Annotated in this window: 14 protein-coding genes and 1 pseudogene; 5 read left to right on the forward strand and 10 right to left on the reverse strand. The window is 72.4% G+C overall.

The genetic code is table 11. The annotated features are described in order from the left end of the window. Window positions 1-56: 56 nt before the first annotated feature. From U5640_RS39040 to U5640_RS39065, 6 genes and pseudogenes are all read right to left on the reverse strand, one after another. Window positions 57-926 (reverse strand): annotated as a pseudogene (locus U5640_RS39040) (PHB depolymerase family esterase); the annotation flags it as partial. A 155-nt stretch (window positions 927-1,081) separates the two neighbouring features. Beyond that, complete coding sequence (locus tag U5640_RS39045; RefSeq protein WP_340383935.1) at window positions 1,082-2,215, reverse strand: arabinofuranosidase catalytic domain-containing protein; 1,134 nt, start codon at window positions 2,213-2,215, stop codon at window positions 1,082-1,084. A gap of 220 nt (window positions 2,216-2,435) precedes the next feature. Next, complete coding sequence (locus tag U5640_RS39050) at window positions 2,436-3,488, reverse strand: aminoglycoside phosphotransferase family protein (RefSeq protein WP_340383937.1); 1,053 nt, start codon at window positions 3,486-3,488, stop codon at window positions 2,436-2,438. Between the two features lie 121 nt (window positions 3,489-3,609). After that, entirely contained in the window at window positions 3,610-4,608 is a 999-nt protein-coding gene (gene meaB, locus U5640_RS39055) for a methylmalonyl Co-A mutase-associated GTPase MeaB (RefSeq protein ID WP_340383939.1), read from the reverse strand. Then, on the reverse strand, window positions 4,605-6,806 hold the full coding sequence (scpA, locus tag U5640_RS39060; RefSeq protein ID WP_340383941.1) for a methylmalonyl-CoA mutase: 2,202 nt from the start codon (window positions 6,804-6,806) through the stop codon (window positions 4,605-4,607). Before scpA ends, meaB begins: the two co-directional genes overlap by 4 nt. Then, entirely contained in the window at window positions 6,803-8,614 is a 1,812-nt protein-coding gene (locus U5640_RS39065; protein ID WP_340383943.1) for a methylmalonyl-CoA mutase family protein, read from the reverse strand. The genes scpA and U5640_RS39065 overlap by 4 nt, the downstream gene beginning before the upstream one ends. A gap of 324 nt (window positions 8,615-8,938) precedes the next feature. On the opposite strand from U5640_RS39065, the gene U5640_RS39070 reads away from it, so the two are divergent. Next, a complete protein-coding gene (locus U5640_RS39070; protein ID WP_340385601.1) occupies window positions 8,939-10,396 on the forward strand; it encodes a hypothetical protein in 1,458 nt (485 codons plus the stop codon). Here U5640_RS39070 and U5640_RS39075 read toward each other — a convergent pair. After that, the gene (locus U5640_RS39075; RefSeq protein ID WP_340383945.1) at window positions 10,369-11,142 is read right to left on the reverse strand and encodes a polysaccharide deacetylase family protein; all 774 of its coding nucleotides are present in this window, start codon (window positions 11,140-11,142) and stop codon (window positions 10,369-10,371) included. The genes U5640_RS39070 and U5640_RS39075 overlap by 28 nt on opposite strands. 337 nt (window positions 11,143-11,479) lie before the next feature. Between U5640_RS39075 and U5640_RS39080 the strand changes: the two genes are divergently transcribed. Then, window positions 11,480-13,027 carry a multicopper oxidase domain-containing protein gene (locus tag U5640_RS39080; protein ID WP_340383947.1) on the forward strand — a complete coding sequence of 516 codons (1,548 nt, stop codon included), beginning with the start codon at window positions 11,480-11,482 and terminating at the stop codon, window positions 13,025-13,027. A 78-nt stretch (window positions 13,028-13,105) separates the two neighbouring features. Here the strand turns inward: U5640_RS39080 and glpK are convergent, their stop codons facing one another. Next, entirely contained in the window at window positions 13,106-14,623 is a 1,518-nt protein-coding gene (gene glpK / locus U5640_RS39085) for a glycerol kinase GlpK (protein ID WP_340383949.1), read from the reverse strand. Window positions 14,624-14,651: 28 nt separating this feature from the next. Continuing rightward, complete coding sequence (locus tag U5640_RS39090) at window positions 14,652-15,497, reverse strand: MIP/aquaporin family protein (RefSeq protein WP_340383951.1); 846 nt, start codon at window positions 15,495-15,497, stop codon at window positions 14,652-14,654. 202 nt (window positions 15,498-15,699) lie between these two features. Between U5640_RS39090 and U5640_RS39095 the strand changes: the two genes are divergently transcribed. The 3 genes from U5640_RS39095 to U5640_RS39105 all read left to right on the forward strand — a co-directional run bounded on the left by U5640_RS39095 (window position 15,700) and on the right by U5640_RS39105 (window position 20,704). Continuing rightward, a complete protein-coding gene (locus U5640_RS39095; RefSeq protein ID WP_340383953.1) occupies window positions 15,700-16,602 on the forward strand; it encodes a peptidoglycan-binding protein in 903 nt (300 codons plus the stop codon). 248 nt (window positions 16,603-16,850) lie between these two features. Continuing rightward, window positions 16,851-19,346, forward strand: a complete 2,496-nt coding sequence (locus tag U5640_RS39100; protein ID WP_340383955.1) for a SpoIIE family protein phosphatase — start codon at window positions 16,851-16,853, stop codon at window positions 19,344-19,346. Window positions 19,347-19,582: 236 nt separating this feature from the next. Then, complete coding sequence (locus tag U5640_RS39105) at window positions 19,583-20,704, forward strand: NAD(P)/FAD-dependent oxidoreductase (protein WP_340383957.1); 1,122 nt, start codon at window positions 19,583-19,585, stop codon at window positions 20,702-20,704. Between the two features lie 35 nt (window positions 20,705-20,739). On the opposite strand, the gene U5640_RS39110 is transcribed toward U5640_RS39105, so the two are convergent. After that, window positions 20,740-23,934, reverse strand: coding sequence for a glycoside hydrolase (locus U5640_RS39110; RefSeq protein ID WP_340383959.1), 3,195 nt, complete (start codon window positions 23,932-23,934; stop codon window positions 20,740-20,742). Window positions 23,935-23,956 lie beyond the last annotated feature (22 nt).

A 23,956-nucleotide genomic window follows, 5' to 3' on the forward strand; every position in this document is an offset into this window, starting at 1 on the left:
GTGAACTCCCGTGACGGTGGGGGGTGTTGCCCGGCCGAAGCCGGAGAAGGGCCTCAGAACTGGGTGAAGAACTTCCAGACCTCGGCCGGCACCCAGGTCCTGGAGCCGCTGTCGCCGCCCGCGCCGTCCTGGGGTGCGGCGATGTGGCCCTCGTCGAACGCGGCCCACACGACGGGGTGCCCGGCCGAGCAGCCGGTGTAGGCGGTGACGCGGTGCGTCCGGCTGCCCTGTGCGGGCTCGGGGGGGTTCTGCGCCGCGCAGCCGTTGTTGCGCACGAACCGGTCGCGCAGGGTGCGTCCACCGGAGACGCCGAGGACCGAGTCGCGGATGCCGTGCACGCCGAGGTAGGCGACGGGCTGGGTGCCGCCGGCGCAGCCGCTGAGCAGTCCGCCGGACTGGACCGCGACCGCGCGGAAGACCGTGGGCCTGGCACAGGCCAGTGCGTAGGTCATGGCCGCGCCGTAGCTGAAGCCGAGGGAGAAGCGCCGGGTGGTGTCGACGCAGAGGGCGTTGTCGATCTGGTTGAGCACGGCGTCGGTGAGCGCCACGTCCTCACCGCCGGAGTTGGCCCAGCCGTTGTTGAGGCCCTGGGGCGCGACGAAGATGGTGCTGTTGTTCGCCAGCCGCTGCAGCCCGTAGTACGCCCAGGTGCCGTTCTCCACGGTGCGTCCCGTCGCCACGTCGTTGGCGGTGCCGCCGAGCCAGTGGAAGCCGAGGACCAGCCGGTAGGCACGGTTGCGGTCGTAGTTGTCCGGCACCTTCAGGATGTAGTTGCGGCTCTTGCCGTTGACTTGCAGGGTATGGGTGCCACTCGCCAGTCCGGGGGCCCTGCCGCACCCGGCTGTCGCCGCGGCGGTGTCGACGGCCGCCGGGGTGGTGCCCCGGCCGCCGGTGTCCGGGGCCGCGGCCGCGGTGGTGCCGACCAGGGCGAGAACCGCCGCGATCACGGTGGGCCATAACTTGGCTTTCTGCATGACATCACTCCTTCGATCGATCAACCGGGTGAGGGTGGACAGCCGCCGGGGCTGAGTCGGGGCTGAGTGGTGGCTGAGTGGTGGCTGAGTGGTGGCTCGGCGAGGACTCAGCGGTATCCGGCCGCGGTGATGTTGGCCTGTACGGCGTTGTCCGTCGCGTCGGAGGGGTAGCCGGCGGTGATGGCGCCCTCGTAGAAGGTGCCGATGCTGAGGTTGGTGTTGCCGTTGCAGCAGTCGCCGCCGCTGCCGAGGATGATGGCGCCCTGTTTCCTCATGGGGCTGTAACCGCCGGGCAGTGAACCCGCGTACAGCGTGGTCAGACCACCGGACTGGGCGTCGCCGCCCTTGATCGCGAACCGGGAGGTCCCGTTGTTCTTGAGCATCGCGGTGACGAACTTGCCCGTATAGGCCCGCTGGTTGGGGTTCCACGAGGTGCTGCCGCCGGGGTACAGGCCCCACTCGAGATCGGCCTGCACCCAGGGGCCGGTTCCGGAACAGCCGCCGAACCAGCACGACTTGCTGAAGTTGATGGCGTCCATCGCCCCGGGGCCGTCCGCCTTGCGGGTGGTCTCGCTGTTGCCGTAGTCGAAGCAGCAGCCGCTGTTGACGTGCGTGCCGCTGGTGACCATGTACATCCCCTCGGGTGCGCTGCCGGTGGGCACGCCCGTCGAGTGGCCGTCGCGCCAGTAGCTGTTGCCGGCGTTGATGTAGAGGGAGTAGGCCTTCCTGCCGCCGACGGTGAGCGACTCGCTCGTCGCCTTCGCCGCCGTGTCGGAGCCGCCGACCCCGCCCGGTCCCTGGTAGCCCAGATGGTTGCCGTGCCCCGACTGGTCGTAGACCCAGGTGATGACGCAGGTCGTACCGGCGCAGAAGGAGTCCTGGGCCGCGGCGTCGGCCGGCCCGCCGGCCACGGTGACGCCGATGTTCCGGGTGGCGTTGTCGGACGCGCGCCTGACCTGGTAGAGGGGCCCGCCGTACGCGCCGTACAGGGCGCGCACGGTGCTGTGCGCGGCGATGCAGGCGGTACCGCCCGAGGCGTACAGGTCACAGGGGCCCGTGCCGGCGGCGGAGGCCGGAACCGGTGAGATCAGGAGGGCCAGCAGGGCGGCGCACAGCGCCGTCAGGCAGGCCGCCGCCCTGGTCGCCGCGCGTCGGACGCGCCTCGGGGAGTGCCGGGGGAGGAGCCTGCGCGCAGGGGTCCGTGGGACAGATGGGCATGGGCATGACAGTGCTGGAGGCATGGCGAACTCCAGAGGGATTCGGCGGCTGGTCACGCTCGTCGGCGCGGGGCGCGCAGGGGTACGTGTCCGAAATGCCGAACGTAACTCGGAGTTTCGGACACTTTGGATGATAGGAACGCCGTGACAATCGTCAATGCCTGTCACAGGATTTTGTCTGGCGGGTTGACGAATTCGAGCCGCCGGCCGAGGAGGCCGGCGACGCCCCCGGCGGTGTCGCTCCCTACGCCTTCTCGCCGGGCCGTGCCCGACCGGCCGCCGGCTCGCTTCCCCCGAGCGCGCGCAGTGCCGCCACGCGTTCGGCCAGATAGGTACGGCACCAGGCGAGGTGGTCGCTGTCCTCGTAGCCGCGCGGGCCGCACTCCACGACCACCAGCAGCCCCAGATAGAGCTCGTAGAGCGCCAGACGGTGCCGGAGGGCGGGGGTGAAGTCGAGCCGGCCCCCGGCCGCCCGGTATCCGGCGACCAGATCGCTGTCCGGACCCACGTCCCCGCCGAACTCCAGGGAGACCAGCTCGGCGGCGGGATCGCCCCAGAAGGCCCGCTCGTGGTCGATGAGACCGGTGATCCGGGGATCGGGGCCCCCGGCTCCCTCCGCGTCGAGGACGCTGACGAAGATGTTCCCCGGCCACAGGTCGAAGTGGACCAGGCACGGCCGGGTGACCTCGTCCAGGGCGGTCCCGCCCGCCGCCACCAGGGCCCTGATCTCCTCGTGGGACGCGCCGAGTTCGGCCCGCCAGTGTCCGGCGTCCGCCAGCAGCGCCTCCACCATGGCGGTGAACGCGGTCCGCCAGTCGGGGGCGGACAGCCCGGACTCGGGCGCCGGGTAGCCGAACCGGCCGTCCTCGGCGACCAGGGTGTGCAACCGTGCGGTGATCCCGCCGAGTTCGCGTCGCAGCGCGCTCTCGGCCGCGGCGGGCAGCCGGTCGGCCACCTTGTCCCACGGCATCCCGTCCAGCACGGACACCGCGAGGAAGTCCTCGCCCGCGTACAGCAGATCGGGGGTGGGCACCCCGGCACCGGCCGGGGACGCGAGCCGCCGGTACATCGCCGCCTCGGTCGCCATGATGCCCCGCTCGTAGCGCAGGACGGGCGTGCCGACGGGCGGCGCCAGCTTCACCACCGCCGCCCGGCCGTCGTCGAACCGCACCCGGTAGGCGGTGTTGAACCAGCCGTCGGTCAGCTCCGCCTCCAGCCGGCACCCGACCCCCGTCGCCTCGCGCATCAGGGCGTCCAACTCTTCGGCGGACAGGCGGCGTTTGGTCAGGCTCTGCATACGGCGGCTCGCCTCCGGTCGTCGGCACGAGGTGCGGGGAGCGCCCACATTCTGCGCGGTGGTCCGACCGGTGGTCCAGTGCTCAACCGCCCGGGGAGCCGCCTTTCTCCTGCGCGGGGGTTCAGTCCTCAGCCGGCGGCTGGACCGGCCCACCGAACGCCCCGAGGATCCGCTCGGCCGCCAGCGTGGCCGTCAACTCGCCCCCCCGCACCTGCTGTTCGAGAGCCGGCGCCAGTGCCCGTACCGCCGGATCGGCGTGCAGCCGGCCCAGGAGTTCGTCGCGGACCATGCTCCAGGTCCAGCCGACCTGCTGGTCCCGGCGCTTGGCGGTGAGCCGGCCGGTCGAGTCCAGCAGGGTGCGGTGCTGTTCGAGACGTTCCCAGACGGTGTCCAGACCGGTCGACTCCCGGGCGCTGCAACTGAGCACCGGCGGCGTCCAGAACGGGTCGGCGCCGTGCATCAGCCGCAGGGCGCCGGTGAGTTCGCGGGCCGCCGCCTTCGCGTCCCGTTCGTGCGGGCCGTCGGCCTTGTTGACGGCGATCACGTCCGCCAGCTCCAGGACGCCCTTCTTGATGCCCTGGAGCTGGTCGCCGGTGCGCGCGAGGGTGAGCAGCAGGAAGGAGTCGACCATGTCGGCCACGGCGGTCTCGGACTGGCCGACGCCGACCGTCTCCACCAGGATCACGTCGTAGCCGGCCGCCTCCATGACCACCATGGACTCCCGGGTCGCCTTGGCGACCCCGCCGAGGGTACCCGCGCTGGGGGAGGGCCGTACGAAGGCCGCCGGGTCGACCGCGAGGCGCTCCATCCGGGTCTTGTCACCCAGGATGGACCCGCCGGTCCGGGTCGAGGACGGGTCGACGGCCAGTACCGCCACCCGGTGGCCCAGCGAGGTCAGCAGCGTGCCGAAGGCGTCGATGAACGTCGACTTGCCGACCCCCGGCACCCCGCTGATCCCGATCCGCCGCGCCCGGCCGCTGTGCGGCAGCAGCGCGGTGAGCAACTCCTGGGCCAGCGCCCGGTGCTGGGGCCGGGTGGACTCGACGAGGGTGATGGCGCGGGCGATCAGCGCCCGCTTCCCGTCGAGCACACCCTTGGCATACGCGTCGACATCGATCACAGCTCGTGTCCGAGGTCGGCACCCAGCCTCGCCACCAGGTCGTGCGCGGCGTCGGGGATGACCGTGCCCGGCGGGAAGACGGCCGCCGCGCCCATCTCGAGGAGCGTCGGCACGTCCTGCGGCGGGATGACCCCGCCCACCACGATCACGATGTCCTCGCGCCCCTCCTCGGCGAGCGCCTCACGCAGCGCCGGCACGAGGGTGAGGTGCCCGGCGGCCAGGGACGACACCCCGACGATGTGCACGTCCGCCTCGACCGCCTGCCGGGCCACCTCGGCCGGGGTCTGGAACAGCGGGCCGACGTCGACGTCGAAGCCGAGGTCGGCGAACGCGGTGGCGATCACCTTCTGGCCGCGGTCGTGGCCGTCCTGGCCCATCTTGGCGACCAGGATGCGCGGACGGCGGCCCTCGGCCTCCGCGAACGCGTCCACCAGGGCGCGGGTGCGCTCCACGGACGGGGACTCGCCTGCTTCGTTGCGGTACACGCCGGAGATCGTACGGATCTGGCTCGCGTGCCGCCCGTACACCTTCTCCAGGGCGTCGGAGATCTCCCCGACGGTCGCCTTGGCGCGGGCCGCGTGCACGGCCAGCTCCAGCAGGTTGCCCTCGCCGCCGGCGGCCCGCGTCAGCGCGTCCAGCGCGTCCTGGCAGGCCCGCTCGTCCCGCTCCGCGCGCAGCCGCCGCAGCTTCTCGATCTGCTGGGCGCGCACCGAGGAGTTGTCGACCTTGAGGACCTCGATCGCCTCGTCGTTCTCCACGCGGTACTTGTTGACGCCGATGACGGGCTGCCGGCCGGAGTCGATCCGGGCCTGGGTGCGGGCCGCGGCCTCCTCGATGCGCAGCTTGGGGATGCCCGCGTCGATCGCCTTGGCCATGCCGCCCGCCGCCTCCACCTCCTGGATGTGCTGCCAGGCCCGGCGGGCGAGGTCGTACGTCAGCCGCTCCACGTAGGCGCTGCCGCCCCAGGGGTCGATCACCCGGGTGGTGCCGGACTCCTGCTGGATCAGCAGCTGGGTGTTGCGGGCGATGCGCGCCGAGAAGTCGGTGGGCAGCGCGAGCGCCTCGTCGAGGGCGTTGGTGTGCAGCGACTGGGTGTGCCCCTGGGTCGCCGCCATCGCCTCCACACAGGTCCGCGTGACGTTGTTGAAGACGTCCTGCGCGGTCAGCGACCAGCCCGAGGTCTGCGAATGCGTGCGCAGCGACAGCGACTTGGTGTTCTGGGGGTCGAACTGCCTGACCAGCTTCGCCCACAGCAGGCGCGCCGCCCGCAGCTTGGCGACCTCCATGAAGAAGTTCATCCCGATCGCCCAGAAGAACGACAGCCGGGGCGCGAACGCGTCCACGTCCAGGCCCGCCTCCCGGCCCGCCCGGATGTACTCCACACCGTCCGCGAGCGTGTACGCCAGCTCCAGGTCCGCCGTCGCACCGGCCTCCTGGATGTGGTAGCCGGAGATGGAGATGGAGTTGTAACGGGGCATCCGCTGCGAGGTGTACGCGAAGATGTCGGAGATGATCCGCATCGACGGCTTCGGCGGATAGATGTAGGTGTTGCGGACCATGAACTCCTTGAGGATGTCGTTCTGGATGGTCCCGGCCAGCTTCTCCGGCGGCACACCCTGCTCCTCCGCCGCCACGATGTACAGCGCCAGCACCGGCAGCACCGCGCCGTTCATCGTCATCGACACGGTCATCCGGTCGAGCGGGATGCCGTCGAAGAGCTGCCGCATGTCGTAGATCGAGTCGATCGCCACGCCCGCCATGCCGACGTCACCGGTCACCCGCGGGTGGTCACTGTCGTAGCCGCGGTGCGTCGGCAGGTCGAAGGCGACCGACAGGCCCTTCTGGCCGGCCGCGAGGTTGCGGCGGTAGAAGGCGTTGGACTCCTCGGCGGTGGAGAAGCCCGCGTACTGACGGATCGTCCAGGGCTGGTTGACGTACATCGTCGGGTACGGGCCGCGCAGGTACGGGGCGATGCCCGGGTGGGTGCCCAGGAAGTCCAGGCCCTCCAGGTCCTGCCCGGTGTACAGCGGCTTGACCGCGATGCCCTCCGGGGTCTCCCAGAGCAGGTCGTCCCCGCCGGCCGCCTTCTTCACGGCCGTACGCCACTCGTCGGCGCCGCCGTCGGCGGCCGGGGTCCCCAGCTCGATCCCGGAGAAGTCGGGGACGGAGGGGCCGGAGGGCCCGGAAGCCGCGGTCATCGGGACACTCCCATGCGGTCGAGGGTGGCGGACAGGACGGCGACAGCGTCACAGCCCGCGAAGACGTACGCGTCGACATCCGGGTACTCCCCGGGACGCCCGGCGAGGAACACCCGCGTGGCACCCGCGGCCTTCAACCGCGCGGCCACCGAACCCGCTTGCTCCTCGTACAGCGCGTCACTGGAGCACAGACAGACCTCCGTGGCCCCGCTCTCCTCGAACGTGCCCCCGGTGACCGGCTCGATGCCACCGGCCTGGAAGAGGTTGGCGGCGAAGGTCAGTCGCGCGGTGTGCGCCGCGGCCGGGCCGAGCGCCTCCAGGAACACGCGCGGCCGGGACCCGGTCGCGGCGAGGTGGGCGTCCGAACGGGCCCGCAGCTCCTCGAACGCCTCGTCGCGGCGCACCCGCGGCAGACCGCCGGAGCGGGCCGAGGGCGCGCTCTCCCGCACGACCGGCTTCTCGGCCAGGAACGGGAACTCGCTGACCCCCGTGACGGGTTCACGGCGCTTGGCGAGCCGCTTGGAGCGCTCCGCCCAGGTCGTCGCCAGGTCGGTACGGATCCGGCCCGAGCGCAGCACGGCCGCCTGGCCGCCGTCGCGCTCGATCGTGCGGAAGAACTCCCAGCCTGCATGCGCGAGTTCGTCCGTGAGCCGCTCCACGTACCAGGAGCCGCCCGCGGGGTCGATCACCCGGGCGAGGTGCGACTCCTCGATGAGGATCGTCGAGGTGTTGCGGGCGATCCGGCGCGCGAACGCGTCCGGCAGCCCGGCCGCGTCGTCGAACGGCAGCACGGTCACCGCGTCGGCCCCGCCCGCGCCGGCGGCCAGGGTGGCGACGGTCGCGCGCAGCATGTTCACCCACGGGTCGCGGCGCGACATCATCACCGGCGAGGTCACCGCGTGCTGGACCTGGGCGCCCGCGCCGGGCGCCCCGCACACCTCGGCCACCCGGGCCCAGAGCCGGCGCGCGGCCCGCAGCTTGGCGATCGTCAGGAACTGGTCGGCGGTGGCCGCGTAGCGGAACTCCAGCTGGGCGCAGGCCTGTTCGACGCTCAGCCCGGCCTCGGTCAGCGCGCGCAGATAGGCCACACCCGTCGCCAGTGACGCACCCAGCTCCTGGGCCGCCGAGCCGCCCGCCTCGTGGTACGGCAGCGCGTCCACCGTCATGGCCCGCAGGCCCGGGTACTCCTCGGCGCACAGCCGCGCCAGCGCGGCGGCGGGCGCGAGGTCCGCCGCGCGCCCCGTGCGGGCCTCGTGCCCGAGCGGGTCTGCGCCCAGACCGCCGCGCACCGCGTCCTTGCCGACGCCGCGCTCCGCGTACAGCCGCAGCAGCTCCCGCGCGGCCGGCTCGACGTCGGCACCGGCGTCCAGGACGACCGGCGCCAGGTCGAGGTAGACGCCCTCCAGGAGCGTGGCGAGCGACGGCACCGGGATGCCCGCCTCGCCGACGACCAGCCACAGGGACGTGACGCCGTTCTCCAGGTCCGTGAGCACCGCACCGTTGTCGGCCACCTCGTGCCGCTGCCGTACGTCCCACCCCCCGAGCGTGTTCCCCTCCGGCCGGCCGGACCGTACGAAGGGGGCGAATCCGGGGAAACCCGGCTCGGGCGCGGTGTCGTGCGCGGTGTACAGAGGACGGGTGCGCAGCCCGTCCTCGAGCGCGGTGGACAGGGCTTCCTCGGCCTGAGCGCCCTCGACGTCCTTGCCCGACTTGCGCAGCACGCCCGCGACGAGGCGCTGCCACTGCTCGTGGGTGGAGTCAGGGAACTCGGCGGCCAGCTCAAGCCCGTCGTCAGGCAGGACCGTCATGCTCGGATGGTAGGCCAGAGGTACAAAGGGGCAGCAGAGGGCGCGGCTGTGACCTTGCCCTCGCCGAGAATGTGACCCCGTTCACCGGCCCCGCGCCGCACCCGAAACGGCAGGTCAGACGCCGCGGATCGGTGAAATCACTAGTTCTGCCCGGCACGCTCCGCCTGCCTCGCCCCGAGCGCGGCAGCGGGCGCGCGCCGGATGCCTCCGTTGGGCCGTTCGGCCCGCCCCGCAGGCCCGTCCGCCCCCCGGCTGGAACGGTGGTGAGGCGTGAGTGACAGCCCGCGGACCACCCTGACCGGCGCGCGTAGGACCGGCTCCCCGATGCGCGGCCGCTCCGGCTGGCCGGCGCGCGCGGACGCCGGCCTCCTGGCCGTGGCCGCGGCGTTCACCCTGGCCCAACTCCTGCTCGTACGGCCGGGGATGGGGCTCGGCTGGGACGAGTCGGTCTATGTCAGCCAGGTCTCCCCGCACGCCCCGGCCGCGTTCTTCAGCGCCCCGCGCGCCCGTGGCGTCCCGCTGCTGGTGGCGCCGGTCGCGGCCTGGTCGTCGTCCGTCGTGCTGCTGAGGACCTGTCTGGCCGTCCTGTCCGGACTGGGGCTCCTGCTGGCCCTGCGCGCCTGGCGCGGTCTCTTCCCCACCCGGGTGCTCGCGACCGCCGGCGCGCTGTTCGCCACCCTGTGGGTGACGCTGTTCTACGGCCCGCAGGCCATGCCCAACTACTGGGTCGCCGTCGGCGCCCTGGCCGCCACCGGGTACGTCCTGCGCCCCCGGTCCCGGTCGGCGCTGTGGGGGCTGGCGCTGAGCGCCGCGCTCATGGCCTGGATGCGCCCCGCGGACGCGGTCTGGGCGACCCTGCCCCTGTTCGTCCTCCTGGTGGGGGTACGGCGGTGGAGGCACCCGGCGCCGCTGCTGGCACTGGCCGGCGGGCTCGCCCTCGGGGCCGCCGAGTGGGTGATCGAGGCGTACCTCTCCTACGGCGGGCTCGCCCGGCGCCTGTCCGACGCCTCCCGCATCCAGGGCGGCCTCGGCTGGAACCCCGCCGTCGGGGACCAGGCGCGCGCCCTGGCGGGACGTACGCTGTGCCGGCCGTGCACCGGGGACCTGCCCGCCCTCGTGCTCACCCTGTGGTGGTGGACCCTGCCGCTGCTCGCCGCCGGCGCGGCCGTCGTCGCCGTCCGCGCCCGGCGCCCGGCCCGCACCCTGGTGCCGCTGGCCTGCGCCGCCTCGGCGGCCTTCCCCTACCTCTTCCTGATCGGCTACGCGGCCCCCCGGTTCCTGCTGCCCGCCTACGCGCTGCTCGCCGTGCCGGTGGCCGATCTCCTGGTGCACGCCGTCCGGGCGCCGGGGCGGGTCCGGCGGCGACTGACGGCCGCCCTGGTGACGCTCGCCCTGGCCGCGCATCTGACCGTGCAGTTCGTGGTGCTGGACCACACCGTGCGGCGCACCACCGCCGCCCACCGCGAGTGGGCCCGCACCGCGGCCGCGCTGCACCGCCTGGGCGTCACTCCGCCCTGCCTGCTCACCGGTGACGACTACGTCCCGCTCGCCTTCTACGCGGGCTGCGCGTCCGCCGCCACCGGTGGCCACGACGCCAACACCACCGCGGCGGCCCTCGGCCGTGCCGCTCGGAGCCGGTCCGTTGCGGTCCTCGTCCCCCCGGGCGGAACGCCGCCCGCCTACGCCCGCTCCTGGACCCCGGCCCGGGCCGGAGCCCTGCTGGCCTACCTCGCGCCGGGCCCGCGGGCCGGGGTTCAGCGCACCGGGAAGCCGAAGGAGTAGCCCTGCTCCTTGAGCCGGGGCAGGATCCGGCGCAGCGCCTCGACGGTCTGGGAGCGGTCACCGCCCGCGTCGTGGAAGAGGATCGTCGGCCCGTTCGGCAGCTCGCGCTCGACGGTGGTGACGATCGCGTCGGCTCCGGGGCGCTCGAAGTCCTTGGAGTCGACGTTCCAGCCCAGCGGGCGCATGCCGCGGGAGGCGGCGAGCTTGCGGCTGTACGGGGTGAAGGCGCCGCCGGGCGCCCGGTAGTACATCGGCCGGACGCCGCCGGACGCCTTGGTGATCATCCGTTCGGCGTCGAGTATCTGTTGCGACTGGTAGGCCTCGGACTTCTTGTCCATGGCCGTGTCGTGCGACACCGAGTGGTCGCACAGCCGGTGCCCCGCCGCGACCACCTCCTTCACCAGGTCCGGGTGGGCCTGCGCCTGCGTGCCCACCATGCAGAACGTCGCCCGCACCCCGTACTGCTCCAGCACGTCGAGGACCTGCGGGGTCCAGGTGGGGTCGGGGCCGTCGTCGATGGTGATGTTGACGCCCCGCGCGCCCTTGTCCGAGGCGTGCGCGATGGTCACGTCCACGGGCTTGACGGCACGGCCCGGCTCGGCGGAGCTCTCCGCCCGGGAGGACCCGACACCGACGGCCCCGGCCTGGGCGGTCCACACCGAGGCGCCGGCGGCCAGCACCGTCACACCGAGCGCCGCCCCGACCACCTTGCCGTACCAGCCCCGCCCGTTGCCGTGCCGCGCCATGTCCGCCCACTTTCCCGCAGTTGCCCGTCGACCCTCGGTCGCCTTCCGACCACCTGGCAGGACGAGGAAGCAGGGCTGCGGGATCCCTTCGTTACGGATCACGGACAATTCCGGGGAGGTTTTCGGACAACCCGGCGACCGGGGCACGCGGGTGCGGGCGGAACGGGCACGGCGCCCCGTCGGCCGGGGCCCCGCGCCGCCCGATCGGTCCGTCCGAACGGCCGCGCCACCCGTGCGCCGACGACTACTCCTCGTACACTATCATCACACTCCGTGATGAAAGGGGTGTGGTGTGTCCGAATCGATGGTCTGACCGCTGCCGTCCTGGAGGCGATTCATGGCATCTGTGCCGCGTCGTGGAGTACTGAAGGGCCTGCCGCTCGCGGCCGGGGCGGTCATCGCGGGGAGGGCCAGCGGCGCACGCGCCGACGCGCCCGTGTCGGCGCCCCCGGCCGACACGGCCCCCTTCCCGCAGCCCGCGACCCGGACCGTCAAGCCCCGCCCGCGCCGGCTGGAGACCCGGCTGACCGTCGGGTTCACCGAGCACCGGCTGCCCGGCGTCGGCACCGTCCTGACCCGCAGCTACGACGGCTCCCTGCCGGGGCCGACCCTGCGGGTGCGTCCCGGGGACTCCCTGCGCATCACGCACGTCAACGCGCTCCCGCCGAACCCCGCGGCGGCCCACCACGACCTCGGCATGAACGTCCCGCACGGCTTCAACACGGTCAACCTGCATCTGCACGGCATGCACGTGGCCCCCACGGGCGACGCGGACAACGTCTTCCGCTCCTTCGAGCCCGCAGCCTCCGGGAAGGCCGCCACCAGCTGGAGCAGTGTCGTCGACATCCCCCTCAACCACCCGGCCGGCACCTTCTGGTACCACCCGCACCACCACGGGGCGACCGCGACCCAGCTGCTGAACGGCCTGGCCGGCGTGATCATCGTGGAGGGCGACATCGACGCGGTGCCCGAGGTCGCGGCGGCCAAGGACATCGTCGTCTGCATCAACGAGCTGAAGGTGTCCGGCGGCAAGGTGCCCGACCTGACCTCGGACACCACCTACGACGGCATCGCCTCGACCTTCCTGGTCAACGGCGCGGCGAACCCCACCCTGACCATCGCCCCGGGCGAGGTCCAGCGCTGGCGGATCGTCAACGCGGGGGCGCTCACCACCCTCTATCTGACCCTGGACGGCCAGCAGACGCAGCAGATCGCCGCCGACGGCATCACGTTCACCAGGCCGGTCCCCGTCACCGACCTCCAGCTCCCGGTCGGCGGCCGGGCCGACCTGCTGGTCCGCGGCGGCGAGCCCGGCACCTACCGGCTCACGGCGGGCGGGTTGTCCCAGCCGCTGATGACCCTCAAGGTCACCGGCACCCGCCGCGCGATGGCCCTGCCCACCCGGCTGCCCGGCCGGCCCACCACCCTGCCCGAACCCACCCGCAAGCGCTCACTGATCTTCCGCAGCTACGAGAACGTCTTCTCCGGGGACTTCCGCAACGCCTACCGCATCCTGGGCGACGGCGAGACCCCGCCCGGCGACCCCCGGGCCACGCGGACCGACCCCCAGTGGGGCCGCTTCCGGCCCGACTACGTCAACCACCGGGTGCGCCTCGGCCAGGTGGAGGAGTGGACCGTCACCAACGACTCCCACCGCCACGCCCACCACCCCCTCCACCTGCACACCAACCACTTCCTCGTCACCCGGGTCAACGGCCGCCCGCTGGCCACCCCCGTCTGGCACGACACCGTGGCCCTCCCGCCGCACGGCTCGCTCACCTTCCGGCTGCGCGCCGAGGACTTCACCGGCCGCGCGATGGTGCACTGCCACCAGTCCCAGCACGAGGACGAGGGCATGATGCAGATCGTCGAGTACGTGCGCTGACGGCACGAGGGCGGCCCCCGGCCGCGGTGACCGGGGGCCGCCGTGGAGACGACAGCGCGGGGGCTGCCCGGCGGGGCGCTACTCGACCTTGACCCAGTCGAGCGTGCGCTCCACCGCCCGCTTCCAGCCCGCGTAGCCCTCCGCGCGCTGGTCCTCCGACCACTGCGGCTCCCAGCGCTTGGACTCCTGCCAGTGGGTGCGCAGTTCGTCCTGGCTCTGCCAGAAGCCGGTGGCGAGGCCCGCCGCGTAGGCGGCGCCGAGCGCGGTGGTCTCGGCGACCACCGGACGGCTCACGGGCACGCCGAGCACATCGGCCTGGATCTGCATGCACAGATCGTTCGCGGTGATCCCGCCGTCCACCTTCAGGACGTCGAGATGGACCCCGGAGTCCTGCTCCATGGCCTCGACGACGTCGCGGCTCTGGTAGCAGATGGCCTCCAGGGTCGCCCGGGCCAGATGCTCGTTGGTGTTGTAACGGGCGAGCCCGACGATCGCACCGCGGGCGTCGGAGCGCCAGTACGGGGCGAACAGACCGGAGAACGCCGGGACGAAGTAGCAGCCGCCGTTGTCCTCGACGCCGCGGGCCAGCGTCTCGCTCTCGGGCGCGCTGGCGATGATCTTCAACTGGTCGCGCAGCCACTGCACCGCGGACCCGGTCACCGCGATCGAGCCCTCCAGGGCGTAGATCGCCGGGCTGTCCTGGAACTGGTACGCCACCGTGGTGAGCAGTCCGTTCTGCGAACGCACCAGCTCCGTACCGGTGTTGAGCACCAGGAAGTTGCCGGTGCCGTAGGTGTTCTTCGCCTCGCCCGGCGCATAGCAGACCTGGCCGACGGTGGCCGCCTGCTGGTCGCCGAGCACACCGGCGATGGGGATGGCCTCGCGCAGCGGGCGGGACGTCCGGGTGGTCCCGAACGCCTCCGCGTGCGAGGAGGGGTTGATCTTCGGCAGCATCGCCCGGGGGACGCCGAAGAACCCGAGCAGTTCGTCGTCCCAGTCGAGGGTCTCGAGGTCCATCAGCATGGTGCGGCTGGCGTTGGTCACGTCGGTGGCGTGGATGCCGCCGTCGGGACCGCCGGTCAGGTTCCACAGGACCCAGGCGTCGGTGTTGCCGAAGAGGGCGTGGCCCTGTTCGGCCGCCTCACGGACGCCGTCGACGTTCTCCAGGATCCACTGGATCTTCCCGCCGGAGAAGTACGTCGCCGGCGGCAGCCCCGCCTTGCGGCGGATGACGTCGCCCTTGCCCTCGCGTTCCAGGGCGGCGGCGATGGAGTCGGTTCGGGTGTCCTGCCAGACGATGGCGTTGTAGTACGGCCGCCCGTTGCGCGGGTCCCACACCACGGTGGTCTCGCGCTGGTTGGTGATGCCGATCGCCGCCAGGTCGGTCGGGGACAGGTTGCCGTGCCGCAGGGCGTTCTGGATCACGGAGTTGGTGCGCTCCCAGATCTCCACCGGGTCGTGCTCGACCCATCCCGCCCTGGGGAGGATCTGTTCGTGCTCCAGCTGGTGCTTCGCCACCTCGTTGCCGTTGTGGTCGAAGATCATGAAACGGGAACTGGTGGTGCCTTGGTCCACCGCTCCCACGAAGTCCGCCATGGGGATGCCGCCTCTTTCGTCGGGGGTGTCATTCCTCGGGGGCCGGAATACGACCGGGAGGCTCGGGCTCCGCCGTCGGCAGGAACCGGCCGACGAAGAACTTGTACAGGAACGCGCCGAGCAGACCGCCGATCAACGGACCGATGATCGGCACCCAGAAGTACAAGTTGCCGTACTGATCTCTCCAGGCCGTGCCGTACCCCGTGATGAAACTCGCGAGTCTGGGGCCGAAGTCACGTGCCGGGTTGATCGCGTACCCCGCGTTGGTGCCCCACGCCATGCCGATGGCCACGACGATCAGGCCGACGATGAAGGGGGCCAGGTTCGCCTGGGGCGGGTTGTTCAGCAGGTCGGTGACGGCCAGGACCAGCAGCAGCAGGAGGGCGGTGCCGATGATCTGGTCCCGGAACGCCCCCCACTCGTGGACCGGCAGGTTGGGATTGCCGTTGGCGGGGAGCGTGGAGAACACGCCCTGCGACTTGATGGTGTGGCCGGGGTCGTACTTCCCGAGTGCCTCGGTGTAGTTCCAGCGCACGATGAGTGCCGCGACGAAGGCGCCGAGGAACTGGGCCACGATGTAGGGCCCCACCTTCTTCCAGGGGAAACCCTTGAACGCCGCCAGGGCGACCGTCACCGCGGGGTTGATATGCGCGCCGCTCAGCCGGCCGGCGACGTAGACGCCCAGGGTGACGCCCAGGCCCCAGGCCCAGGCGATGCTGTCGTGGTTGCCCAGTCCGCCGGGCGGTACCGTCAGTCCTCCGCCGGCCACGACCTGGGCCACCACGCCGCAGCCGAAGAGGATGAGAACCATGGTTCCGGCGAATTCGGCCGACAACTCGCCGACCAGTGCCGATCTTTTCAGCCGCTCAGCCATAGCAGCTCGATTCCTGCCGGCCTCAGGACCGGCCGTAGATTGCCCCGAGTCCTCACGAGATCAGAATAGGACGATCAAGTCCTTACCGCACATACAGAATATTTATCTCTCGCGCCCGCGTGGCTGTTTCCCGGCGGTCCGCCGGGGATTCGGTGCAGAAAGTTTGGTTGAATTCTGTAGTTCGTAGGGAGAGGAACGGCGCGTGAGTGAACCGACTGGTCTGGTCTGCCCCGAATGCGGTGTGCCCAGGGCGGCTGACGGCAGTCCTGCCTGTTCCTGTGCCCGCCGCGCGGCCGACGCCCACCTGGAGAACCGGGCGGCGGAGACGGCGGCCGCCGAGGACTTCGACCCCCTCCGGATTCGTCCCTTCGCCGAACCGGCGGTCGCGGAGGAGGGCGCCGGGGACTTAGCCGGACCGATCACCAAGGCCGCTGTCGCCCCCGTGCCGGAGCCGGTGGCGCAGGACATCGGAGGGACGGAGGAGGCCGAGGAGAGCGGAGAGCCGCAAGCGTCCGCGGAGCGCTGGCGGCCCCGGCGGCTCGTGCAGCTCAGCGGGGTCGGGGCGGCCGCCGCGGTGCTGGTGACGGGCGGCGCGGTCGCCGCCCTGTTCAGCTACCAGAGCCCCGCCCGTGAGGACGCGGGACCCGACGACGTGCGGGTGAGCGTCCCCGCCGGAGCCGCCGGGACCGGTACGGTCACCACGCGGCCGTCCGCCACGGCGTCCCCCACGCAGACGTCCGCGAGCCCGACCGCGTCGCCGAGCGAGACCCCCTCCGAGAGCGCCACCGCACCCACCGGGTCCGCCGAGCCGTCGGCGTCCCCGACCGCCACCGGCGCCACCTCCACCGCGGCCCCCGCGCCCAGCCCCTCCGAGGGCCGGCCCCCCGTGCTCCGCCCCGGCGACAGCGGACCCGAGGTCACCGAACTGCAGCTCCGTCTGGCCCAGGCCGGTTTCTACGGCGGTGACGCCGACGGCCGGTACGGCGGCGAGGTCGAGAACGCCGTCCGCCGCTACCAGCTCGCCCGCCTCCTTCTCGCGGAGGAGCCGGGCGTCTACGGGCAGACGACCAGGGCCGTCCTGGAGAGCGAGACCTCGGAGCCCTGAGCCGCCCGCTCGCCCGAGGGCGCGGGCAGCGGGACGCCGAGGGCCACCGGGGTGCCGAAGTGCGGGGTGCCGTCGGCGTTCCAGGTGTCGCCGCCCGTCGAAGCCGAGGTCTCTCACGGGTGTGCGCCCGCGCGGCCGGGAGGGACGGCGACGCGCAGCGCGTCAGCAAGGAGAGGTGGTTCTACCCTGGAGACAGCCGCTGGAGACCAGCCCTTGGGGGGACCGCTGTCCAGACGGAGGCGTGGTACATGGAAATGGCCGACGACCGTGATTTCCCCACCGCAGCCGTGGTCGTGGACGCGGACGGCAGAGTGAGCGGCTGGAGCGAGGGCGGGCGTCTGCTGCTGGGCTGGGCGTCCGAGGACGTCCTCGGACAACCCGTCACCGACCTGCTGGCGGATACTCCGGCAGTCGGCTCGGAACCGCGACCGACCGGCTCGGAGCCGTCACCGTCCGGCATCCCCGGAGGCAACGGTATCGGCGCCGACGGCACGGGCCTCGTGGCACTGCGGCACCGGGACGGATTCACGGTGGATGCGGTGGTGACCACGCATCCCCTGGTCGGTCTCGACGGAGGCGCGCAGGGCCGGGTGATGACCGTGCAGCGCTGGGACCGGCGCCCGGTGATCGCTGACCGGGCCTTCGAGCAGTGCCCCTTCGCCCTGGGCGTCTACGACCCCGAGCTGCGCTTCCTGTGGATCAACGCCTCCGCGGGCCGGGTGATCGCGCACTCCGAGGAGCAGGTGCGCGGCAGGAAGTACCGCGACGTGCTGCCCGAGTTCGACCGGTCGTTGTTTCCCGAGAGGGACGACAAGCCCTACACCGACCAGCTCGCCGAAGTGGCCAGGACGGGCGAACCCGCGCGGCTGATCACCGTCTTCCGTCCGCTGGGCAGCAACTACGCGAACGCCTGGGCCACCAGCATGTGGCCCGTCCGGGACGCCGAGGGCACGGTGCGTGCGGTCGCCAACTGGGGCTTCGACATGAGCGCCGAGTACTGGGCCCGGCAGCGCCTGCTCCTCCTCAACGAGGCCAGCAGCGGCATCGGCCGCACCCTCGACGTCATCGGCACCGCCCAGGAGCTGGCGAGGACCCCCGTGCCCGGGTTCACGGACCTCGTCACCGTGGACCTCTTCGACGAGGTGCTGCGCGGGGAGGAGCCGCCCTCCCCGCCGACGATCGAACGCGGCGCGTCCGTCACGCTCAGCCGTGCCGCCCGGCACGGCACCACGGAGGACACCGACCGGTCGACCGGGCCCGCGATGCCGGTCACGCATGCCGCAGCTTCCGTGGCCGCCACTTGCATGGACACCGGCAGGTCCACCGTCGAACTCGCCGCCGACCCCGGAGTGGGCGGCGAATGGGCCTTCGGCCCGGGACTCGCCGCCGACCCGGCCCACTGGCCGCCGGGGAACCCGGTGATCGACAAGTCGATCACGGCGGAAGGGCTGACCGGCCGCATCACGGTCCCGCTGCGGGCCCGTGGCGCACTGCTGGGGGTCGTCACCTTCTCCCGCAGTGAGCGGCCCGAGGCCTTCACCGCCGACGACCTGATCCTCGCCGAGGAACTCACCGCCAAAGCGGCCGTCGCCATCGACAACGCCCGTCGGTACTCACGCGAGCGCACCACCGCGCTGACCCTGCAACGCACCCTGCTGCCCCAGCGGTTGCCCCAGCAGGACGCCGTCGAGGTGGCCTCGCGCTACCTGCCCGCCGACACCGACGCGGAAGTGGGGGGCGACTGGTTCGACGTCATCCCGCTGTCCGGCGCCCGGGTCGCGCTGATCGTCGGCGACGTCGTCGGCCACGGTCTGCACGCGTCGGCCAGTATGGGCCGACTGCGCACGGCGGTGCGCACGCTGGCCGATGTCGACCTGCCGCCGGACGAGTTGCTGACCCACCTCGACGACCTGGTCCTCCACCTCGCCAGCGACCTCCAGCCCAGCAGCCACTTCCAGACGACCGGCGAGACCGGGGCGACCTGCCTGTACACCGTCTACGACCCGGTCTCGCGCCGCCTGACCCTGGCGAGCGCCGGCCATCCGCTGCCGCTGGTGATCGCCCCGGACGGCACCAGGACCCCGGTGGCCGCACAGCCCGGACCACCGCTCGGGATCGGCGGCCTGCCGTTCGAGTCGAGCGAGCTCGAACTGCCCGAAGGCAGTCTGCTCGCTCTCTACACCGACGGGCTGGTGGAAAGCCGCGAGCGCGACGTCGACCGGGGCGTCGCCGGACTGCTGGGAGCACTGGACCACACGGTGTCCTCGCTGGACGCCCTGTGCGACACGGTGATGGCGGCCATGCTCACCGGGCACCGCACCGACGACGCTGCGGTGCTGCTCGCACGCACCAGCGCCCTGGATCCCCAGCACGTCGCCGACCGGGACGTCGAGCCGGACTTCACCCAGGTGTCGCGCGCCCGGCAGTTCGCTCTCGACCAGGTGGCGGCCTGGGGTCTGGAGGAGACGGCCTTCGTCACCGAACTGGTCGTCAGCGAACTGGTCACCAACGCCATCAGATACGGCGAGCCCCCGATCAGGCTCCGGCTCATTCGCGACACCGCTCTGATCTGCGAGGTCTCGGACGCCAGCAACACCGCTCCGCACCTGCGCCGGGCGCGTGCCTTCGACGAGGGCGGACGGGGCCTGCTGCTCGTCGCCCAGCTCACCCAGGGGTGGGGCACCCGGCACACCTCGCAGGGCAAGACCATCTGGTGCGCTCAGTCCCTGGCAGACGATGCCTGATGAACGTGGCGGGCAGGGTGCGTCGCAGCATGAGCGGCCCCGGCCGCTGCGAGGTGGATGCCGGGCTATAGTCACCGGGTCGCGAAAAACGATGTCGCGCGGGTGCACCCCGGGCATCGCACACACATCGATGCAGATGGTTCTGATCGGTGAGCGTCTCCTGCCGAGACCGGACAACCCGTCCGCTCACGGCGCTGACCTCGCCGACGCGTGTCGGCGCTACAGAGGAGCGCAGCATGCAGAAGACCATCGCCATCGTCGGAGCGGGACTGGGCGGGCTGACGCTCGCCCGGGTGCTTCAGGCCCACGGCGTCGCCGCGACGATCTACGAGGCTGAGGCCTCGGCGACGACGCGTGCACAGGGCGGCCTGCTCGACATCCACGAGGAGACCGGACAGGTCGCGCTTCGCGCAGCCGGTCTGTACGACGAGTTCCTCACTCTGGTCCGCCCGGGTGAGGACGCCAAGCGTGTGGTCGACCGCCACGGCACGATCCTTCTCGACCTGCCCGGTGACCCCGGTTCGGTCCGTCCCGAGGTGGATCGTGGCGAACTCAGGCGCCTGCTCGTCGACTCGCTGGCGCCCGGGACGATCAGGTGGGGTCACAAGGTCGCCTCGGTCCGGCACCGTCCGGAGGGCGGCTACGTCCTCACCTTCGGTGAAGGTTCCGCCACGCGCGCCGACATCGTCATCGGCGCGGACGGCGCCTGGTCGAAGGTGCGTCCGCTGCTCACCCCCGCCGAGCCTCTCTTCAGCGGAACCTGCTTCATCGAGATCGCCCTCGCCTCGGATGGCCAAAACCGTCGGGCGAACGCGGCCGCGATCGGCAGCGGCACGCTGATGGCGGTTGCGCCGGGCAAGGGCATCATCGCCCATCGCTACGCCGACGGGCACGTGCGCGGATACGTGGCGCTGAACAAGCCCGAGGACTGGATGAGGTCGATCGACTTCGGCGACCCGTCAGCGGGCCTTTGCCAACTTGCCGACGAGTTCGACGGCTGGTCGCCGCTGCTCACCGCCTTCGTGACGGAGAGCGACGCGGAACCGTGGCTGCGCCCCCTCTACGCCCTTCCCGTCGGGCTTGCATGGGACAGGGTGCCCGGAGTGACGCTCGTCGGTGACGCCGCGCACCTGATGTCGCCCTTTGCCGGCGAGGGCGCGAACCTCGCCATGTACGACGGCGCGGACCTGGCCGCCGGGCTGGTTGAGCAACCCGACATCGAGGTCGCGCTCAGTGCCTACGAAGAGCGGCTGTTCCTGCGCAGTGGCGACGCCGCCGGCCGCTCGGCGCGGAACCTGGAACTCTTCTTCGGCCGGGAAGCACCACAGAGCGTGGTCAACCTGTTCGACCACTCCTGATACCTCGGTCCGTCCACCTGCGATCTCCGGCCCCGTCAGCGCCGTACGAGTCCGATCCGGTACGTCGTCGTCCGTGACCCGTCCTCGGCGGTCACGGCGACGACGGCCAGGGTCCGGCCGGAGGGAGCCCGCGTCCTGGTCACGGTGACCGCCGCGTACGGATCACGGGCGGTCGCCGTGAGCCGGGCGTGGGCGGGATCGGCGGTCACGGCGCGGTAGTCCGTCGTGCCGGGGTCGAAGTCCGCGAGCGGGACACCGGCCACCTCGATCGAGGCGGCGGCCGAGTCGGAGGAGACCCCGGCCGTCCGGGCGTGCACCTCGATCTCGCTCATCGTGATGTACCCCCCGGGCCGTGCCGTCATCACCAGCCGCACCCCGGTCGCCGGACCCGCCCGCAGCGGTACGCCGACCACCGGCGTGCCCTCGGTCCCGACAGCGATCTCGTCGCTCGCGTCGGTCCAGCCGCCGGCGGGGTCGCGCACCTGCGCCCTCAGGCTCGCCGGGAAGGAGGGGGTGGTCCCGTCGCGGTGGAAGTGCGCCACGAGCCGGGTGAGATCGCGGGCCGCCGGCAGGGTGAAGGTGATCGTGTCGGAGGGGTTCTTGGTGTTCCCCGGCTTCCAGTTGGACCAGGCCTTGTCGGTGGTGTCGCCGTTGCGCAGGCGCTCGGCGGAGTAGCCGCTCTCGGTGAAGCTGGCGGCGACAAGGACGGCGGGGTCGGGCGCGAGGTCGGTCTCGGCGGCCTCGGTGACCTGCACCCGGACGGTCGCGGGCACCGTACCGCCGTCGACGATCCGCGCGGTGCCGCGCAGGCTCACGACCCCGGTCGCCGTGAACGCGTCCTCGGGCACCGGGTCCCAGGCCACCGGCAGCTCGGCCCGGCCGCCGTGCGCGCCCACGCCGACCACGGTGGCGGGCAGTCGCGGGCTGCCGCCGACGTAGGTCTTGGCGCGGCCGGGCAGGGTGGCGGTGACGGTGTCCACCGTGACGAGGGCACGGGCGGGGATCTGGCGGCCGAGCGGATCGGTGGCCCGGCCGGTGACCCGGACCGTGCCGGGCTCGCGCCAGACCCGGTCCGCGGGGAGCCGCCACACCACGGGGAGCGCGCCTCGGGCGCCGTCCCGGTGGACCGGGGTGACCGTCGCGGGGAGGTCCGGGGTCCGGCCCGGGGTGGTGAACACCGCGGCCGGCTCGGTGCGCAGCACGGTCTCGTCCGTCACGGTCCAGCGCTGGTTCGCCGCCGAGGTCGGGGTGTACGCCGACACCGGGGCGCCGTCCGCCGTGGACTGCCCGGTGACGTCCAGGAGGCGGCCGGTGCCGGCGTTGACGAGAGTCCAGGTGCCGTCGCCGGTGGTGGACAGGATCCACTGGGCGGCCGGGTCGGAGACGCCGTCGGCCGGTTCCTCCAGGACGGCCCGGCCGTCCCGCACGGCGAGCAGCCTGCCGTCGGCGGCGTGCGCGACGGTGTAGCGCTCACGGTTGCCGAGGCCTCGCGTCACCTTCCGCACGGACCAGAGCTGCCGGGCCCCGGCCGGGTCGTCCGTACGGATCACGGGTGTGCCGCCGTCGTCGGACGGGGCGAGCGACCTCCCGCTCTGGGTGCCCCGGAGGCGGTAGACGTGCCCCTGCTGCACGAGGGCCGCGTCCTCGGCCACTCCGCCCACGCCCGAGACCAGGAAGGTCGTGACGGACCTCGCGGGGACGGTGAGGGTGGCGGACCGGCCGGTGACGGCCACCGGGGTGCCCCGGACCAGGGCGCCCTGCGCGCTCGTCACCACCGGGGTGACGGTGGCGCCCGGCGCGATCCGGCGGAAGCGGGAGAGGTCGAGGGTCACGGCGTGGGCGGTCGCGGCGCCGTTGACGTGCACGACGGTCGCCGCGCGGCCGGAGCGGGCGACGGCGGCCACGCTGGAGGTGTCGTCGACCTTGACGAAGTGGTCGCCGGGGCGGATGTAGTGGGTGAAGTTGCGGATGGTGTGGAACTTGGAGTTGGTGCGGACCGGGCAGGTCTCCAGGGTGTCGGCAGCCGTGCAGGTGAAGGGCACATGGACGCTGCCCCAGTTCTTGCCGGCGGCGGTCTGCGGGATCGCGTCCTCGATCGGCTGCCAGAACACCCAGGCGGACGGCTCCAGTTCGCGCATGTCGTCGACCATCCGAGTGGCGATGCCGAGCCCCGGGTCCATGCCGGTGTAGTCGGTGCCGGTGCCCCAGGTGCCCTCGACCTCGCTCATCCACAGGGGTTTGCCGGCGCCCTTGGCGATGTCGCGGGCGCTGGTGCGCAGCCCGGTGCCGTAGGTGTGGACGTTGAGCCGGTCGACGGCGGCGCGGGCGGCGGGGCCGTAGGCGTTCCAGTTCTGGGTGAAGAGGGTGGGGTTGGTCTCGTCCATCGCCGAGACGCGGGCGTCGGTCGAGGCGCCGCGCAGAGCGCCGGCGAGGGCGAGGAGCACCTTCTGCTGGAGCGCGGGACCGGCGTGGGCGCCTTCCTGGCGGCCGCCCGTCGGCTGGCCGTCGGAGCCCAACTGGGTTCCCCAGTAGGTGGTGTTGGGTTCGTTGAGCGGGTCGATGGTGTCGAAGGCGATGCCGTGTTCCCGCTCCAACCGCTCGGTCACGCGGACGAGGTAGGCCGCGAAGTCGTCGACGCGGTCCGCGCGGATCTGGTCGGTGCCGGGGTCGAGGCCGCCGGAGACGTATCCGCTGACCGTCTGGAACCAGGGCGGCGAGTTGCTGAACGCCTCCCACCGGGTGACCTTGTCCTTGATCTGGTCCACCCACCAGCGCTGGCCCGCGTCGGCGTCCGGGTTCCAGTGGCCGGGATCGTTCGGGTCCCACCAGTCGGTGTCCGCGCGGGTGGTGCCCTCGGGGGCCTTCCAGAAGCCCTCCATGGTCGCGCCGGTCTTCATGTAGTCCGTGCGCACGTCGGGGGCGTTGCCGCCGCCGATGTTGTAGCGCGCGATGTTCAGGCGCAGTCCGTCCTCGCCGAAGAGGAGGTCGACGAGGCGCCGCCGGACGGGCTCCGGGTAGCCGCCGGTGGCGTTGGCGAACCAGACGAGGCTCGTTCCCCAGCCCTCGAACTCCTGCTGCCGGTACGACGGATCGATGCGCACGGTCACCGCGCCCGGCGGTGCCGGGGTGTCCGCGACGGCGGCCGGGGCGGAGACGGTGAGGAGACCTGCGCCGAGCAACAGGGGCACCGCCGCCGCCGTCGCCCGGATCACGCGCTGCCGTCTGGACACGGAACTCCCTGCAGAGAGAAAC

Origin of the sequence: Streptomyces sp. SS7, assembly GCF_037993025.1 — a bacterium.
In the GTDB taxonomy this organism is placed as follows: Bacteria; Actinomycetota; Actinomycetes; order Streptomycetales; family Streptomycetaceae; genus Streptomyces.